Consider the following 17,486-nt stretch of genomic DNA (forward strand, 5'->3'; position numbering starts at 1 on the left):
CAGACCGCACGCCCGCCTGCGTGCGCCCGCACGGCCGAGGCCTGTCCACGGTGGACGCAGGCACGCTCGCGATCGGCTAGGAGAGCCGACGAGCGGCAGCCGTGGTGAATGAACGCCTTGGAGCTGCGCTTGAACGGCGGTTGAGATACCGGAGGTGGCCGGGAGAACGCGGCTACGGTGCAGACGCGCCGGTGGTTTCGCGCCACCGCGGACTCGACCGAGTATGGGGAGGTAGCCGTGAAGATACAGGTTCTGGGCCCGTTGAGCGCCGACGTCAACGGGGTGTCCATCGTTCCGACCGCCGGCAAGCCGAGGCAGATCCTCGCGCTGATGTCGTTCTATCCGGGCCGGGTCGTACCCGTGCCCACGCTCATGGAGGAGATCTGGGGCAGCAACATGCCCAGGAGTGCGATGACCACGCTGCAGACGTACATCCTGCAGCTGCGCCGGCGCCTCGGCACCGCCATGGGCCCCGACGCGCCCGGCGGCGCCAAGGAGATTCTCGCCACCCGGCACGGTGGCTATCTGCTGCAGGTGCCGCCGGAGTGCGTCGATGTGCACCTGTACGAGCAGCGGGCCGCCGCGGGACAGGCGTCGTTCGAGCGGGGCGACGACGAACGGGCCGCGGCGCAGTTCCGCGACGCGCTCGCGATGTGGGAGGGCACCGCGCTGGTGGACGTGAGCACCGGGCCGATCCTGGAGATCGAGGTGATGCGGCTGGAGGAGAGCCGTCTCGTCACCGTCGAGCGCCGTATCGACGCCGACCTGCGGCTCGGCCGGCACACCGAACTGATCGCGGAGCTCACCGATCTGATAGCCCGTCATCCTCAGCACGAGGGCCTGCACTCGCAGGCGATGGTGGCTCTGTACCGCTCCGGACGCCAGGCCACCGCTCTCGACGTCTACCGCAAGCTGCGCCTCAGGCTCGTTGAGGAACTCGGTGTCGAGCCCTCGCCGCAGCTGCAGCGCCTGCACCAGGCGATGCTCGCCGTCGACCCGGCCCTCGACGTCATCTGCGGCCCGCGCCGCGGCTCCACCTTCAACCTGTACGCGGCCTGAGCCCGAGCGCCCGCACCAGCTCCGCTCAGGCCGCGTTCGCGGTGGCCAGGACGAGGTCGTCGCGGGTCACCAGACGGGAGCGGGTGCGCCACTTGCCGCGGGAACGGACCAGCACGTCCTCCAGGACGCACACCCGCGACACCCTCGACTCGCCGCCGCTCGGCGTCGCGTACACCAGCGCGTAGGCCCGCGTGCGCACCGTCCCGTCGGCCTGCTGCCGTACGTCGAGCATGCCGATCCAGTGCCGCAGCTGCTCGCCGCTGCGCTCCTGCTGGACCTTGTTGCGGCGCACGTTCGCGGCGAGCGCGGCACGGCCGCGCACCGGCTCGTCGAGCGTGGGCACGACGAAGACCGCGTCCTCCGTGAACGTCCCGGCCCAGCGCTCGGCGTCGTGGTCGTCGAAGAGCTGCATCTGGTGCGCGTAGAACTGCTGGATCCGGGCGTACAGTGCGCCGAACTCCTCCTGAGAGAAGGTGAGTTCGACAGGCCTGAGCAGGTCGGTGGCCATGGCGGTGCCCCTTCGTCGTGTCCATTGTCCTCGATGCGATGCCGATACTTTCTGCGGCGCGGATCGAGCACTCTTCGAAGACTCCTCAAGCGGCCCGGCGGACGGTGAGTCCGTCAAGCGGCGTATGCCCGCACAGCCGGAGCCGGAGGAGAACGAGCGTTGCCGAACTTCGCCCATCCCGATCTCCCCGTCGACGGACTGCTGCGGCGAGCGGCCCGGCGCGACCTGGACGGCGTCGCGATCCGCACCGCGCACCGCTCCGTCGGCTTCGCCGAACTCGACGCGTGGGCCGACCGCATCGCGGGCTACCTGAGCCACACACTCCACGGCGCGGCCGGCGCCCGTGTCGGTGTGGCCAATGTCCTCGACCCCGTCTTCGCCGCCGCCTACTACGGCACGGCCCGCAGCGGCGCCACCATCGTCCTCGTCAACCCGCTGATCGGCGAGGACGGTCTGCGACATGTCTTCGCGGCGGCGCAGGTGGAGCTCGCGCTCGTGCCCGCGGCCACCGCCGGCCTCCTTGCCAAGCTGCGCGCGGACCTGCCGGCGCTGCGCACGATCGTCGTCACGGACGCCGTCGACGACGTGGTGCCCGCCGACACCGTGCCGCTGCACCGCGCGCTGGACGGCGCGCCGGCACGGGCCACCGGCGTACCGGCCGATCCGGGCGCCGTCGCCTGCGTGCAGTTCACCACCGGCACCACCGGACGGCCCAAAGGCGTGCTCCTGACCCACCGCAACCTGGTCGCCAACGCCACACAGGTCGCCCTCGCTCACCACGTGAACGCCGACTCCATCACTCTGAACCACCTGCCGCTCTACCACGTGATGCACCTCAACTCCGGTATGTACGCCGGTGCCTGCCAGGTGCTGTGCCAGGATCCCGATCCCATCGCCTCCCTCGCCGCCGCCGCCGAGGCCGGCGCCACCCACTACTACGGCCTGCCCGCCCGGCTGCACGCCTTGGCCAACGACGGCCGCCTGGCCGGTGCCGTCCATCCCGGGCCGCAGCTGACCGCCGTCCTGTCCGGCGGCTCGGCGCTCGCCCCGCAGGCGGCGCGCACACTGCGCGAACGGTTCGACGTTCCCGTCATCCAGGGCTACGGCATGGCCGAACTCTCGCCGCTCACCCACAACCAGCAGCCCGACCGCCACCGGCCCGGCCTGGTCGGCGGAGTGGTGCCCGGCACCGAATGCCGCCTCGTCGACCTGGTCACGCGCCGTCCCGTACCCATCGGAGCCACCGGCGAGGTCCAGGTCAGAGGACCGCAGTTGATGGCCGGCTATCTCGAAGGCGGCCACGAGGAGAGGATCGACGAGGACGGCTGGTTCTCCACCGGCGACGTCGGCCACCTCGACGAGGACGGCGACCTGCGCCTGGTGGACCGGCTCGCCGACGTCTTCAAACACGACAACGAGATCGTCGCACCGAGCCGCGTCGAGCAGGTCGTCCGCGCGGACCCGCGCGTCGCCGACTGCATCGTGGCCGACTGGCCCGACGCCGAGCACGGAGCGCTGGTCTGGGCGGGCATCGTGCTGGCCGACGGAACCGAGGGCGAGCCCTGGGACTTCGAAGGCGTCCTGCCGGGCCACGGCATCCTCGACGTCCTCGACTCGATCACCACGCGCGCCAACGAACACCTCGCCACGTTCGAGCGCATCCGGTTCGCCGAGGCGATCGAATCCGTCCCGCGCACACCCACCGGGAAGCCACAACGGCGCCTCATCCGCACTGAGTTGAGACGCCGAGCCGCCGTAGGGCCCGACCGCCGACCCGTCCGCTGACCCGTCCGCCGACCGCGCCCGTGACCTCAGACCGACCCTGGAGCAGACCATGGTGAATGCCGCCGGCCGGCCGTCCGCGCCCACTCCTTCGATCCAGGTGCTGGTCGTCGGCGCGGGCCCCGTCGGACTGACCGCCGCCCACGAACTCGCCCGCCGAGGCCTTCGAGTACGGCTGATCGACGCCGCACCGGGCCCGGCCCGCACCAGCCGCGCCGTCGCCACCCACCCGCGCACGCTGGAGACGTACGACCAGATGGGCATCGTCGACGACGTGCTCTCCCGTGGCCGGCGCAATCAGGCCTTCACCATGTACGCCGGAGGCCGGCGCCGGGTCCGGCTGGAGGCCGACTACGAGACGATGCCCACCCGCTATCCGTACACACTCATCGTCGAGCAGACCGAAACCGAGGCCGCGCTGCGCTCGGCGGTGGCGCGGCTCGGAGTGCGCCTCGAATGGGGCGTACGGCTGGCGGACTTCACACAGGACGCCGAGGCGGTGCGGGCCCGGCTGGTCCACGCCGACGGCCGCGAGGAGATGTGCACGGCGTCCTGGCTGGTCGGCTGCGACGGCGGGCACAGCACCGTGCGCAAACGCCTCGGCCTCGAACTTCTCGGCGAGAGCAGCGAGACATGGATGCTCGCCGACGCGCAGGTCGACACCGAGGTGGAGCCCGACAGCATCTACTGGACCCACACCGGCGGACAGGCACTGATGATGGTGCCCTATGCCCGCGACGGCCACTGGCGGCTCCTGGACACCGTGCCCGCCGCCTGCGCGGACGAGCTCGGCCGCGCCGAGGAACAGTTCTCCCGCAAGCTCAGCGCGGGCCTCGGTCACCGGGTGCGGGTCGGTGAGGCGTCCTGGACGTCCGTGTTCACCTTCCAGCAGCGGATGGTGGAGCGCATGCAGGACGGCCGCGTCCTCGTGGCCGGCGACGCCGCGCATGTCCACAGTCCCGCCTCCGGGCAGGGCATGAACACCGGCATCCAGGAGGCGTACAACCTCGCGTGGAAGCTCGCCATGGTCGAACAGGGCCACGCGGGCGCGGAGTTGCTCGAGACATACAGTGAGGAACGCGTCCCGCTCGGCGCGGCCCTGCTCGGCTCCACACGCACCGCCACCACGCTGGTGCAGCTGAAGAACGCGCTCGCCGGGGTGGTCCTGCCTCTCGCCCTCAGCGTGGTGAACGCGGTACGACCGCTGCGCCGGGCCGTGCAGCGCAAGGTGCTGGGCGGCATGTCGGGCCTGAAGATCGCCTACGGCACGTCGTCGCTGACCACCACGGGCTCCTACGAGCGCCTCGCTGAGGTCGGACGCGACGCCGGATCCGTCCTGATGAGCACGCGGAAACCGGCCCGAGGTACCGGCCCCGGTCCCGGCTCCCGCGTCACCGCCGCCGCGGTGCACGCCCCGGACGACCCGGCCGCCTGCGCCTTCCGCGCCGAACTGCGCGATCCGCGCTGGACACTGCTGCTGGCCGCGGGCGGCCACGGTCCTGGCGACGTACCGGTCGGTGTGGCCGTGACCGCCGCCGCGCAGTACGGCGAGTGGCTGTCGGTCAGGACCGTCGGCGGCAGCGGGCCCGACGGCCCCGCACCGCTCACCGACCCGGACCGCCGCCTGCGCACCGCGCTCGGCCTGCGGCCCGGCGCCTGGATCCTCGTACGCCCGGACGGCTACGTCGCCGCCCGCGACACCCTGCTGACCAGGCCGTCCCTGCGCCGCGCACTGGCTGGTCCGGCGATCCGCGGCCCGCTCGCCGACGAGGCACGCCGCGAACCGGGTCTCACCGTGCGCACCGCCAGTCACGACCTGGAGGAGCACTGACATGCCCGGCGACGACTCCGAGTCCTGGGCAACTACTGACTCTCGACAGGAAGCGAGGATGACGTGAGGTTGGTGTCGAGTGGGCGGGTGCACCGTACGAGGCACTCCGTCGAGGTGGACGCACAGGCCGGGGTCGTCTACGGGTTGATCTCGGACGCGGTGCGGTGGCCGCTGTTCTTCCCGTCGAACGTGCACGTGGAACCGCTGGAGTTCGACGGGACGCACGAGCGGCTGCGGATGTGGGCCACGGCCAACGGCGAGGTCCGCTCGTGGATCTCGGAGCGGTTGCAGGACCCGCAGGAGCGGCGGATCGAATTCCACCAGACTCGGCCGCAGTCGCCGGTCGAGTCCATGCACGGCACCTGGATCGTCGAGGCCCGGCCCGGCGGCACCAGCCTGCTGACGCTGCTGCGCGACTTCACGGTCGTCGGCGACCGCGCGGACGACGTGGAGTGGGTCGAGCGCGCCTGCGACACCAACTCCCGTGCCGAACTGGACAACCTCAAGCGACTCGCCGAACGCTGGACGCGCCTGGACGATCTCGTCCTGTCCTTCGAGGACTCCGTACGCGTCAAGGGCCCGGCCGAGCTGGTCTACGACTTCCTGTACCGCGCGGCCGACTGGCCCGAACTGATCCCGCACGTCTCCCGCCTGGACCTCACCGAGCGCAGCCCCGGCGTCCAGACCATGTCCATGGACACACTGACGGCCGACGGCAGCGCACACACCACCGAGTCGGTGAGGATCTGCTTCCCGCACGCCGGCCGCATCGTCTACAAGCAGACGTCCACACCGGCCCTGATGGAGGCACACACCGGCGAATGGTCGGTCGTGCCCGACGAGACGGGCGTGACGGTCGTCTCGCAGCACAGTGTGGTGCTGCGCGAGGAGGCGGTCGAGCAGGTCCTCGGCGCCGGCGCCGACCTGGCCGCGGCTCGCCGGTACGTGCGCCAGGCACTCGGCCGCAACTCCACCGCCACGCTCGAACTGGCCAGGAAGCACGCGGAGTCGGCGATCCGCGTGCTGTGACACCCTGCGCCGCCGCTCGACCGGGCCTCAAGACGCAGCTGAGATCCTGGCACGCCCCGTGGCACGCCCCGTGGCACGCGCGGCCTGCGCCCCGCCGGTCCGCTCCGACGAACGCCGAGGAGGCGCAGATGAGCACGGCCCGGACGAACAGCGACGCCGCCGACGCGCTGGCCGCACGGCTGCGCGACGAGGTCGCCGGCCTCCTCGCCGTACCACCGGACGCGGTGCCCGCCGACCGCCCACTGCCCGAACTCGGGCTGGAATCGGCCGACTTGACGGCACTCACCCAGCGAATGTCCGGGTGGCTGCGGCGCCCCGTGCCCACCTGGACCGTCTGGCAGTACCCCACACCCACCGCCCTCGCCGCACACCTCACCGGCGACGACCGAGCCGCACGCGCCTCCACCGGCGTGCGCGCGGGCGCCCACGCACCGATCGCCATCGTGGGCATCGGCTGCCGCTTGCCGGGCGGCATCGAGACGCCGGAAGCGCTGTGGCAGGGCTTGCTCGACGGCGTGACCAGCCGCCGGGGCGGCTTCCTCGACGACGTCGCGGGTTTCGACGCCGACCTGTTCCGCCTCTCACCCGCCGAGGCCCGCCTGCTCGACCCCCACCAGCGCATCGCCCTGGAGACCGCGTGGGCCGCGCTGGAGGACGCGCGCATCGTCCCCGACCAGCTCGCCGCAAGCCGTACCGGAGTGTTCCTGGGAACCACGGCGCCGGAGCCCACCCGGGCCGCCGGCGCCGACCCGCGCTCCGCACCCGGCTGGAACGAGGCCGCCGCCCCCGCCCTCATCGCCCACGCCCTCGGCCTCGCCGGCCCCGCGCTCGCCGTCGCCACGACGTGCGCCTCCGCGCTCACCGCCGCCCACCTCGCGGTGCGCGCCCTGCGCGACGGGGAGGTGGACCTGGCGCTCGTGGGCGGCGTTCATGCGATGCGCGACCCGCACACCGACGACGGGTGCCGTGTCTTTGACACTGATAGGTGCCGTGCCTTCGAGGCCGATGCGTCTGGTGACCTGCGCGGCGAGGACAGCGGTGCCCACGTGTCCGGCGAGGGCGGTGGTGTCCTCGTACTGCGCCGGCTGACCGACGCGCTCGCCGCCGGTGACCGTGTCTACGCCGTGATCCGGGGCAGTGCCGTCCGCCACGACCGCGCCGGCGACCGGCCGGTGGCTGCCGGTTCCGGGCCCTGCCGTACCGGGTCCCGGCCCGGCGCCCGGACGGATGTGCTGCGTGCCGCCTGGCAGGACGCCGGCATCAGGCCCCGGCACGTCGCCTACGTCGAGTCGCACGGTGCCGACGCGCCGCTGGGCGATCCTGTCGGGGCCGAGGCGCTCGGCACCGTATTCGCCGACGGCCGTGCCGAGGCGCTGCGCATCGGCTCCGCCGCGGCCAACTTCGGTCACCTCCAGGCCGCCGCGGGCGCCGTAGGCCTGATGAAGACCGCGCTGGCCCTGTACCACGGCGAGCTTCCCGCCACTCCCGCCCCGTCCGTCGACGGCGCGGCGGGCCGCCTCGCGGTCGTCACCGAGCGCATCCCGTGGCCGGGCGGCTGCCGTTACGCCGGTGTCGGCGACTTCGGCTCCGACGGCACCCACGCCCACCTGGCCCTGGAGGAAGCCCCGCACCGGCGACGCCTGTTCGTGCCGCTCGCCGCCGACAGCGTGGGCGAGCTGCGCGCAGCCGCCGACATGGTCACCGACCGGGCCGACGCGCACCGTACCGGCGTCCCGTACGCGCCGGAAGTCCTCGGCCGCGCCACCGGCGCACACCGCCTCGTCGTCGCCGTCGACCATCCCGCCGACCTGGGCGGCGCGCTCGGTGAGCGCATCGCGGACCGCGCTCAGGGCACCGCCGGCCGGCCGGACGCGCTCGCCTTCTGCTTCTCCGGTCCCGGCTCGCAGTGGCTCGGCATGGGGCGTGACCTGCTTGGCGAGCCCGCGTTCCGGGCCGCCTTCGAGGAGTGCGACCGGGCTCTGCGGACGTTCACCGGGTGGTCGGTCACCGAGGAACTCCTCGCGGACCGGGCCAGCTCGCGCCTCGGGCGCAGCGATGTCGACCAGCCCGTCCTGTTCGCCCTGCAGACGGCACTCGCCCGCACGCTGAGCGCCTGGGGCGTCGAGCCGGGTGTCGTGTTCGGGCAGAGTGTCGGTGAGATGGCCGCCGCGGTGTTCGCGGGCGCGCTGCCGCTCGAAGAGGGCGCTCGCCTGATCACCACCTGGTCCCGGCTCGTCACCGAACGCGCCGCCGGCCACGGCGCCCTGACCGTGTGCGAGCTCTCCGTGGAGGACGCCGAGTCGCTGCCCGGCGTACGCGCGGGACAGCTCTCGCTCGCTGGCCACCTCGCTCCCGGACAGGTGTGCCTGTCCGGGCCGCGCGAAGCCGTCGGCGCACTGGAACGCGACCTGGACGGCCTCGGCGTACGCGCCGTTCGCGTCAACATCGACCACGCCGCGCACAGCGCCCGACTCGCCGCGCTGGCACCCGAGTTGCAGCGGCGCCTCGGCGTGCTGCGGACCCGCGCCGCCACGGTGCCGTTCTGGTCGACCGCCACCGGCGGCTACGCCGACGGCACGGACCTCGACGCCGCGTACTGGGCCCGCAGCATGTGCACACCGATGCGCCTGGCCGAGGCCACCTGCGTGCTCGCCGACCGACGCGGCCTGCGCGTCGTCGAGATCACCCCGCATCCCGTGGCGAGCCACTCGCTGCGGCGCGGCCTCGACGCCGTCGGCGCCGGCCAGCCGCCCATCCTGAGCACGGGCCGCCGCGGCCGAGGTGCCCGCCAGGCCCTGGAGGACGTGGCCGCCGCGCTGTGGTGCGACGGATCGGACGTGGACTGGGGCGCCGTCACCGGCCGGAGCCGGCGCCGCGCCGCACCGGGCCCGGTCGTCCTCACCGTCTCGGGCCGCACCGCACGGGCCCGCGCCGAGAACGCGGCCCGGCTCGCCCACCGGCTCGACGGCACACCCGACGCCGGCCTGCCCGACGTGGCGTACACCGCCGCCCGCCACCGCTCCCACCTGGAGCACCGCGCGAGCGTCGTCGCCGCGTCGTCCGCCGAGGCGGCCGAGGCCCTGCGCGCCCTCGCGGCCGGCTGCGCCCACCCGGGCCTCAGCACCGGGAAGGTGGCCGCGGGGCCGGATCTCGCGATGCTGTTCGCCGGCGAGGGCGGTCAACGCATCGGTATGGGACGGGAGTTGTACGCGGCGTTTGCGGAGTTCCGACGGGCGCTGGACGAGGTGTGCGCCGCGCTCGATCCGTGGCTGCGGCTGCCGCTGGCGGCGGTACTCTTCGCGGCCGAGGACGGTCCCGACGCGGCGTTGATCCATGACACGGAGTTCACCCAGCCGGCGCTGTTCGCGATGGAGGTCGCGCTGTTCCGGCTGTGGCAGTCGTGGGGTGTGGTGCCGGCTGCGGTGGCCGGTCGGTCGGTGGGAGAGATCGCGGCGGCTCATGTGGCGGGCGTACTGGACCTGGCGGACGCGGCGCGGCTGGTGGCGGCACGCGGCCGGCTGACGCGGGCCGGTGAGCGGGACGGGGCGACGGCATCCGTCCGGACGTACACGTCCGTGACGGGGGAGTACGAGCAGGTCGTGGCGGAGTGTGTGTTCGGTGAGCCATCGATCGTGTGGGTGTCGACGGTGACGGGTGACGTCGTGTCGGCCGGTGAGGTGTCGGATCCGGCGTACTGGATACGGCAGGTGCGCGCGCCGGCGCGGTTCGCGGAGGCGCTGCGCACGCTGGAGAGCTCCGGTGCGGGCCGGTATGTGGAGTGCGGTCCGACCGATGTGCCGACCGAGGTGAAAGCCCATGTGTCGGCCGGTGACGAAGCGTCCGGTGAAGTACGGTCGCTGTTGCGGACGCTGGGCGCGCTGCACGTGGCGGGTCGGGACATTCGCTGGGAACGGGTCTTCACCACCGGTGTCCCGGTCGATCTGCCGGTCCACGCATTCCAGCGCGCGCACACTGTCCGAGAGTCGCTGCGTGGACTTGGCTCTCGACCAGGCCTTGAGTGAGGATCCAGATCCGGTCGTGAATGTGGTGCTGTAGTTCTGGCAGGGCCGTTCCCCGCTGTTCCCCAAGGCAAGGAGGACCGTATGACTGAAACTCCGCAGAGCAATTCCCACGAGGACGAGGTGCGCGCGAAGTTCAAGGAGGCGCTGGCACGCAAGTCCCAGGCCTCGCGTGCCAAGCACGCGCAGGAAGAGGCCCGCAGCAAGGTCAAGAACATGAACGGGCGCGCGGGCCAGAAGCGCAACTTCCGCCGCAAGGCCGGCTGATCGGGAACCTCCTTTCCGGAAAAAGGCTGCCGCACTCCGTTCCCGGGGTGTCGCAGCCTTTTCTTGTGTCCGGAGGTCGCCGGCGAACAAGACGATCAGTGGAGAACCGGCAGAGGAACGCTTCCGCCGTGCTGTGACCGGGCCACAGGAACACCGGAACACGCGTCGAGAGCACTTCCACCCGGACTCGAGGCGTAAGGGTCAGGCTCCGACTACGGGTGCGCACGCGGCGTCCCGTGTACGCGACGAGGGAGCTGACCACCGCCGCCATGACCACCGCCGCCACGACCACCACCGCCCAGACCATCCACCCGCCGGGCGCGCCGTTCGGACGGACGCAGGCGGACGCCCTCGCGAGGGCCGCGCGGCTCGAGGCCCTGCTGGGCGACCCGTACGATCAGGCCAACCCGCACGGACTACGCGCCCTGTTCGCCGCCGACGACCGGCGCGTACCGCCCGCCGAGACCGAGGCACTGCTCGCCGAGGCCGGCCTCGGCGCCGAGTTCGTACCCGTCGCCCACGGCGGCCTGCTCACCCGCGCCGACCTGCTGGCGCGCGCCCTGCGCCCCGTCTTCCGACGCGACGTGACGCTCGGCTTCGGCTACGGGATCACCTCCCTGTTCGCCGCCGGCGCCGTCTGGGCGGCCGGCAGCGCACGGCAGCGCCAGGACGTCGCCGACCTGCTGCTGCGCGGCGGCCGGGCCACGATCCTGCACCACGAACTCGCCCACGCCAACGCGATCCTGCGCCACGAGTTCAGCGCCCGCACCACCGCGAGCGGCTACCGCCTCGACGGCCGCAAAGACGTGATCATCAACGCGGACCGTGCCGATCTGCAGGTCGTCTACGCCCGCACCGACAGCGCACGCGGCCCGCGCAGCCACTCCGTCTTCCTCCTCGACCCGGCCTCGGCCCCGCCGGGCCGCGTCCGGCACCTGCCGCGCGTCGAGCTGCCCGGCATGCGCGGAGCGCTCTTCTCCGGCCTGGAGTTCACCGACACACCCGTACCGGCCGACGCGCTCGTCGGCAGCGCAGGCGACGGTGTGGGCCTCGCGCTCCAGGTGTTCCAGGTCAACCGCAGCCTGATCTGCGGCCTCGTCACCGCGGCCGCCGGCACGGTACTGCACTCGGCGGTGCGGGCCGCGACCGACGGCCGTACCGGACCACTCGCCAGGCGCTGGCACAAGCCGCTCGCGGGCGTCTTCGCCGACCTGCTGGCCGGCGACGCCATGGCCACGGTCGTACTGCGCGCACTGAGCCTGCTGCCGGCCCAGGCCCATCTCTTCGCCGCCGCCGTCAAATACGTGGTCCCCGACCTGCTCCGCGAGGACCTGCAAGAACTCGCCACCGTGCTCGGCGCGCGCGGCTACGACCACGCCAGCCCCGAGTACGGCGCGCTCGACAAGCTCGTGCGCGACCTGCCCGTGGCCGGACTCGGCCATGCCGGCAGCGCCTCCTGCCAGGCGGTGCTCGTGCCTCAGCTGCGCGGCCTGGCCGAACGGTCCTGGTTCGCCGAGGACGAGCCGCCGTCCGAACTGTTCCGCGCCGACGGCGAACTGCCCCACCTCGACTACCGGTTGCTCGGCATCGCCGGCGGCGGCGACTTCATGGCCGCCTCGCTCGTGGGCAGCGCCGCCCGGCTCGCCGGCTCGCGCGGCACACCGGGCACCCGCGGCGCCCTCGCCGGTCTCGCCGAGGCGTTCGTCACCGAACTGCGCTCCTTGCGCGAGCAGTGCCGCCGCCTGCCGGCCTCCGGCGCCGCACTCAGCGACCCGGCGGTGATCGCGCTCAGCGACCGCTACACCGGTGTCGTCGGCGCCGCCGCGGTCCTCGGTGTCTGGGAGGGCCAGGACGGCACCGACCCGTTCCTCGCCGACCCCGCCTGGGCCGTCCTGGCCCTGTCCCGCCTCGCCGACCGGCTCGGTTTCCCGGTGCCCGAACTGCCCGACGGCATCCAGCAGCAGGTGCTCGACGAACTGCTGCGCCGCTACCGGGAAGGCCTCGGCTACGACCTCGACGCGGTCGCGCACACGCCGTGACCTGCGCCTCGACCTCCAGGGAGGCCCCTTTGACGACCACCGCTCCCACCGGCGCCGAGCGCATCAGCGCGCCGTTCCACGTCAGCGGACCGAACGCGCCGTGGCACCGGGTGCGCGAGGCCATGGACCGCTACGGCAACGCCGTCGTCCACACCACCTGGGGCGAGTGGCTCGCCACCGTCGTCGCGGAACCCGCGCTGCGCCCGCTGCTCGGCCGCGACTGGCAGCGCTACCGCCGCACCGCCGAGCCCACCGTCCGCTACCGCTTCGTCGCCTCCCGCCTCATCACCAAGTACACGGCCGCCGCCGCACTGGACACCGAACCGGCCGAGCTCGACCTCGCGTACAAGATCGGCGGACGTCCGTATCTGCGCGGCCTCGACCAGCTCGACGTGAGCCTCACGCACACCGACGACCTGATCGCCGTCGGCATCAGCCGCGACGGCCGTATCGGCGTCGACGCCGAACCGGCCGACCGGCACATGTCGTACGAGCTGCTCAGCCGCAACGTGCTCACTCCGGCCGAACGCGCCGACCTCGAGCAACTCACCGACGCCGAACGCACGGCGGCCATGCTGCGCCTGTGGACCCTGAAGGAGGCCTACACCAAGGCGCTCGGGCAGGGACTGCAGCTCGGCTTCACCGAGTTCGGCTTCACCGCGGACGGCGGCGGCCTGCTCGCTCCGGACGGCAGGCCCGCCGCACGCGGCGAATGGGCCTTCGCCACGCACCGCGTCCTCGGCCGCTACCTGCTCAGCGTGGCCCGCCACGACGCGGGCCTGGACAGCTCGCGCGACATGGCGGCGCACACCATGCTCGACGAGGGTTTCATGGGCGCCGTCACCGAACTCCTGGACTGACGACCCGTTAGGGTGATTGAGCAATTGACAAACCGACCGCGCTGTTTTTTACTCGGAGGTGAGCCGGAGCCCGAGGGGGATCACGATGGACATCGAAGTACTGGGTGCGCTCGCCGCCCGCATCGACGGCGTCTCGATCACGCCCACCGCCCCCAAGCCGCGTAAGGTCCTCGCGCTGCTCGCGCTCCACGCCGACCACATGGTTCCGGTGTCCGCCCTCACCGAGGAACTGTGGGGCGACAAGCCGCCGCGCAGCGCGCGCACCACACTGCAGACGTACGTGCTGCAGATGCGCGACCTGATCGGCGCGGCTCTCGCGCGCAGCGCGGATGCGGGCACCGTCACCGCCAAGGACGTACTCGTGACCCTTCCCGGTGGCTACCGGCTCGATGTCCGCGGCGGCCGGCTCGACTTCCGCGAGTTCGAGCGGCGGGCCGGCGCGGGATACCGGGCCATGGACGCCGGCGACCACGAGGACGCCGCCAAGCGGCTGCGTGAGGCCCTTTCGCTGTGGAACGGCGACGCGCTCGCCGATGTCCAGGCGGGCGTCCGGCTCGCGCCGGAGGCCCGGCGCCTGGAAGAGGCCCGCCTGTGCGCCCTCGACCAGCGCATCGAAGCCGACCTCCGGCTCGGCCGCCACCGCGAACTGCTGCCCGAACTGACGGTCCTGGTCAGTCGGTACCGGATGCACGAGAGCCTGCACGGCCAGTTCATGAGCGCGCTGTACCGCTCCGGACGCCGCGGCGAGGCGCTGCACGTCTACCGGCGCCTGCACACCACGATGGTGAAGGAACTGGGCCTCGAACCGTCTCCGGCACTGAGCCGCCTGCATCGATCCATCCTGACGGCCCACCCCGAGACGACACCCTTGTCCGCGGCTCCCGCCGAGGCCTCGGCCGCACGCTCCCCGCGAGGCGTCACCGTGCCGCCGGCCCACCACGGCCACCTGGCCGCCCACGCCGGCTGACAGCCTCTTCAGCGACGTCTTCAAGACCGTCTTGGCCCGTTCCGGTTGGTGGGCAGACCGGGCGCCGGCGGCATGGGGAGTGTGTATTCGGGGCGCGGGCCCGACAGTTCGGCAACGGAGACTGTGGCGCGCCGCTGCCCGTACTCCACCGGCCCGCGTCCCGGGCCCGACGGGTATTCCGACGAGCCACGAGTGACAGGCGAGCCGTTCCGGCGAAAGTGGCCGGTGAGCCGAGCTCGGCCTCGACCCTGCCGGCCGGGCGCCCGGACGACAGGGTGCGGCGGCATCTGTGAACCTCCCCGCTCCCGCCGTACCCGTACTTCCTACAAGGAACCTGGAGAGCCATGTCCCGTCGCCTGTTCACCTCGGAGTCCGTGACCGAGGGCCATCCCGACAAGATCGCCGACCAGATCAGCGACGCCATCCTCGATGCGCTGCTGCGCGAGGACCCGGCGTCCCGCGTCGCCGTCGAGACGCTGATCACCACCGGCCAGGTGCACGTGGCGGGTGAGGTGACGACCAAGGCGTACGCGGACATCGCGACGCTGGTGCGCGACAAGATCCTCGAGATCGGTTACGACTCCTCGAAGAAGGGCTTCGACGGCGCCTCCTGCGGTGTGTCGGTGTCCATCGGCGCGCAGTCCGCGGACATCGCGCAGGGTGTCGACACGGCGTACGAGACGCGGGTCGAGGGTGCCGCCGCAGGTGGAGACGTTGACGAGCTGGACAAGCAGGGCGCCGGCGACCAGGGGCTGATGTTCGGCTACGCCAGCAACGAGACACCGAACCTGATGCCGCTGCCGGTCGAGCTGGCCCACCGCCTCGCGCGCCGCCTGTCCGAGGTCCGCAAGGACGGCACCATCCCGTACCTGCGTCCGGACGGCAAGACCCAGGTCACCATCGAGTACCAGGGCAGCCGGCCGGTCCGGCTCGACACGGTCGTCGTCTCCTCGCAGCACGCGAGTGACATCGACCTGGAGACGCTGCTCACCCCGGACATCCGTGAGCACGTCGTGCAGTACGTCCTCGACCGGCTCGCGGAGGACGGCATCAAGCTGGAGACCGAGGACTACCGCCTGCTGGTCAACCCGACCGGCCGCTTCGAGATCGGCGGCCCGATGGGCGACGCCGGCCTGACCGGCCGGAAGATCATCATCGACACCTACGGCGGCATGGCCCGCCACGGCGGCGGCGCCTTCTCCGGCAAGGACCCGTCCAAGGTGGACCGTTCGGCGGCGTACGCGATGCGCTGGGTCGCCAAGAACGTCGTCGCCGCCGGACTCGCCTCGCGCTGCGAGGTCCAGGTCGCCTACGCCATCGGCAAGGCCGAGCCGGTCGGTCTGTTCGTCGAGACCTTCGGCACCGCGACCGCTCCGCAGGCCGACATCGAGCGCGCCATCTCCGAGGTCTTCGACCTGCGTCCGGCCGCGATCATCCGCGACCTCGACCTGCTGCGCCCGATCTACTCCCAGACCGCCGCCTACGGCCACTTCGGCCGCGAACTGCCGGACTTCACCTGGGAGAAGACCGATCGCGCCGAACGGCTCAAGGCCGCCGCCGGACTCTGATCCGACCGACCTCACCGACCGACGACCGGCCGACGACGGACCGACGACCGGCCGCGCACCGGCCGGTCGACCAAGCGGCCGCTGCCTCGGCCCACGCGCCCCACAGGAGTGCTCACGTGCGTATCGCGGTGTCCGGCTCCATCGCCACCGATCATCTGACGGTGTTTCCCGGCAGGTTCACCGACCAGCTGATTCCCGGTCAACTGGACCATGTGTCCCTGTCGTTCCTCGTCGACGACCTCGAAGTACGGCACGGCGGCGTCGCCGCCAACATCGCCTTCGGGCTCGGCGGCCTCGGCCTCAGACCGCTCCTGGTCGGCGCGGTCGGCGCCGACTTCGGGCCGTACGAGGTGTGGCTCAAGGACCACGGCGTCGACACCGGCGGCGTCCTGGTCTCCGACGAGCGGCAGACCGCCCGGTTCATGTGCACCACCGACCAGGACGCCAACCAGATCGCCGCGTTCTACACAGGCGCCATGGCCGAGGCACGCGACATCGACCTGACGACCCTGATCGCAGACACACCGGCCGGCCACGGCGCCCGCATGGACCTGGTCCTCATCGCGCCCAACGACCCCGAGGCCATGCTCCGCCACACCCGCCAGTGCCGCGAACTCGCCATTCCGTTCGCCGCCGACCCCTCGCAACAGCTCGCCCGCCTCGACGGCGCGCAGGTGCGCGACCTCGTGGACGGCGCCCGCTGGCTCTTCACCAACGAGTACGAGTCCGCGCTGCTGCTCGAACGCACCGGCTGGACCCGCGACGAGGTGCTCGACCGAGTCGGCACCTGGATCGTCACGCTCGGCGAGCACGGCGCCCGCGCCGAACGCGCTGACGGCACCTCGCTCCACGTCCCCGCCGTGCCCGACGTCCCGGTGGCCGATCCGACCGGCGTCGGCGACGCGTTCCGCGCCGGCTTCCTCGCCGCCACTCTGCGCGGCCTCGACCTGACGGCCGCGGTCCGGCTCGGCTGTGCGGTCGCGGCCGAGGCCATCCGCACCGTCGGCTCCCAGTCGTACGAGGTCATCCCCGACCGGCTCCTCGCCCGCCTCACGGCCGCGTACGGCGCCGACGCCGCCACGGACCTCGCACCTCACCTGGCGGCCGTCGCGCCCGAGCGTCCCGAAGGCGGCGAGGGGCGGTGACCGCGGCTCCGGAAACCCTCGTGGCTCCCGAAACCCTCAAGGAGGCGCTCGCCACCCGGGTGGTGGTCGCCGACGGCGCCATGGGCACGATGCTCCAGGCCCAGGACCCGACGCTGGACGACTTCCAGCAACTGGAAGGCTGCAACGAGATCCTCAACGTCACGCGGCCGGACATCGTGCGCTCGGTCCACGAGGCGTACTTCGCAGTCGGCGTCGACTGCGTGGAGACCAACACGTTCGGCGCCAACCACGCCGCTCTGGCCGAGTACGACATCGCGCACCGGATCTTCGAGCTCTCCGAGGCCGGTGTGCGGATCGCTCGCGAGGTCGCCGACGAGTTCACCGCCCAGGACGGCCGCCCCCGCTGGGTGCTCGGCTCCATCGGCCCCGGCACCAAGCTGCCCACCCTGGG

Annotated in this window: 13 protein-coding genes; 12 read left to right on the plus strand and 1 reads right to left on the minus strand. The window is 72.5% G+C overall.

Annotation, left to right across the window (positions count from 1 at the left end):
• The first annotated feature begins 237 nt into the window (after positions 1-237).
• Positions 238-1,059 carry an AfsR/SARP family transcriptional regulator gene (locus tag ACWC0C_RS39985; RefSeq protein WP_449201904.1) on the plus strand — a complete coding sequence of 274 codons (822 nt, stop codon included), beginning with the start codon at positions 238-240 and terminating at the stop codon, positions 1,057-1,059.
• 25 nt (positions 1,060-1,084) lie between these two features.
• Here ACWC0C_RS39985 and ACWC0C_RS39990 read toward each other — a convergent pair whose 3' ends face one another.
• On the minus strand, positions 1,085-1,567 hold the full coding sequence (locus tag ACWC0C_RS39990; protein WP_449201905.1) for a nuclear transport factor 2 family protein: 483 nt from the start codon (positions 1,565-1,567) through the stop codon (positions 1,085-1,087).
• A gap of 159 nt (positions 1,568-1,726) precedes the next feature.
• Between ACWC0C_RS39990 and ACWC0C_RS39995 the strand changes: the two genes are divergently transcribed.
• The 11 genes from ACWC0C_RS39995 to ACWC0C_RS40045 all read left to right on the plus strand — a co-directional run.
• Positions 1,727-3,352 (plus strand): class I adenylate-forming enzyme family protein, encoded by a 1,626-nt coding sequence (locus tag ACWC0C_RS39995; protein ID WP_450869447.1) that lies wholly within the window; start codon positions 1,727-1,729, stop codon positions 3,350-3,352.
• Positions 3,353-3,401: 49 nt separating this feature from the next.
• Complete coding sequence (locus ACWC0C_RS40000; protein WP_450869449.1) at positions 3,402-5,180, plus strand: FAD-dependent oxidoreductase; 1,779 nt, start codon at positions 3,402-3,404, stop codon at positions 5,178-5,180.
• A 72-nt stretch (positions 5,181-5,252) separates the two neighbouring features.
• The gene (locus tag ACWC0C_RS40005) at positions 5,253-6,209 is read left to right on the plus strand and encodes an aromatase/cyclase (protein ID WP_450869458.1); all 957 of its coding nucleotides are present in this window, start codon (positions 5,253-5,255) and stop codon (positions 6,207-6,209) included.
• Between the two features lie 128 nt (positions 6,210-6,337).
• A complete protein-coding gene (locus ACWC0C_RS40010) occupies positions 6,338-10,231 on the plus strand; it encodes a type I polyketide synthase (protein ID WP_450869450.1) in 3,894 nt (1,297 codons plus the stop codon).
• A gap of 81 nt (positions 10,232-10,312) precedes the next feature.
• Positions 10,313-10,495, plus strand: coding sequence for a DUF5302 domain-containing protein (locus tag ACWC0C_RS40015; protein WP_449201909.1), 183 nt, complete (start codon positions 10,313-10,315; stop codon positions 10,493-10,495).
• Between the two features lie 236 nt (positions 10,496-10,731).
• Complete coding sequence (locus tag ACWC0C_RS40020; RefSeq protein WP_450869453.1) at positions 10,732-12,534, plus strand: acyl-CoA dehydrogenase family protein; 1,803 nt, start codon at positions 10,732-10,734, stop codon at positions 12,532-12,534.
• Between the two features lie 29 nt (positions 12,535-12,563).
• Entirely contained in the window at positions 12,564-13,394 is an 831-nt protein-coding gene (locus ACWC0C_RS40025; protein WP_449201911.1) for a 4'-phosphopantetheinyl transferase family protein, read from the plus strand.
• Between the two features lie 85 nt (positions 13,395-13,479).
• Positions 13,480-14,361 (plus strand): AfsR/SARP family transcriptional regulator, encoded by an 882-nt coding sequence (locus tag ACWC0C_RS40030; RefSeq protein ID WP_449201912.1) that lies wholly within the window; start codon positions 13,480-13,482, stop codon positions 14,359-14,361.
• 344 nt (positions 14,362-14,705) lie between these two features.
• Positions 14,706-15,929 carry a methionine adenosyltransferase gene (gene metK, locus ACWC0C_RS40035; protein WP_450869454.1) on the plus strand — a complete coding sequence of 408 codons (1,224 nt, stop codon included), beginning with the start codon at positions 14,706-14,708 and terminating at the stop codon, positions 15,927-15,929.
• A 116-nt stretch (positions 15,930-16,045) separates the two neighbouring features.
• Positions 16,046-17,074, plus strand: coding sequence for a carbohydrate kinase family protein (locus tag ACWC0C_RS40040; protein ID WP_450869456.1), 1,029 nt, complete (start codon positions 16,046-16,048; stop codon positions 17,072-17,074).
• Positions 17,075-17,154: 80 nt separating this feature from the next.
• The coding region (locus tag ACWC0C_RS40045) for a homocysteine S-methyltransferase family protein (RefSeq protein WP_450869459.1) at positions 17,155-17,486 on the plus strand (332 nt) is incomplete at its 3' end.

Source organism: Streptomyces sp. NPDC001709, from assembly GCF_053596375.1.

Bases quoted from the DNA above. Each gene is read 5' to 3' on its own strand.
- ACWC0C_RS39990 (WP_449201905.1), bottom strand. From the start codon at position 1,567: ATGGCCACCGACCTGCTCAGGCCTGTCGAACTCACCTTCTCTCAGGAG.
- ACWC0C_RS40000 (WP_450869449.1), top strand. From the start codon at position 3,402: ATGGTGAATGCCGCCGGCCGGCCGTCCGCGCCCACTCCTTCGATCCAG.
- ACWC0C_RS40010 (WP_450869450.1), top strand. From the start codon at position 6,338: ATGAGCACGGCCCGGACGAACAGCGACGCCGCCGACGCGCTGGCCGCA.
- ACWC0C_RS40015 (WP_449201909.1), top strand. From the start codon at position 10,313: ATGACTGAAACTCCGCAGAGCAATTCCCACGAGGACGAGGTGCGCGCG.
- ACWC0C_RS40030 (WP_449201912.1), top strand. From the start codon at position 13,480: ATGGACATCGAAGTACTGGGTGCGCTCGCCGCCCGCATCGACGGCGTC.
- metK (WP_450869454.1), top strand. From the start codon at position 14,706: ATGTCCCGTCGCCTGTTCACCTCGGAGTCCGTGACCGAGGGCCATCCC.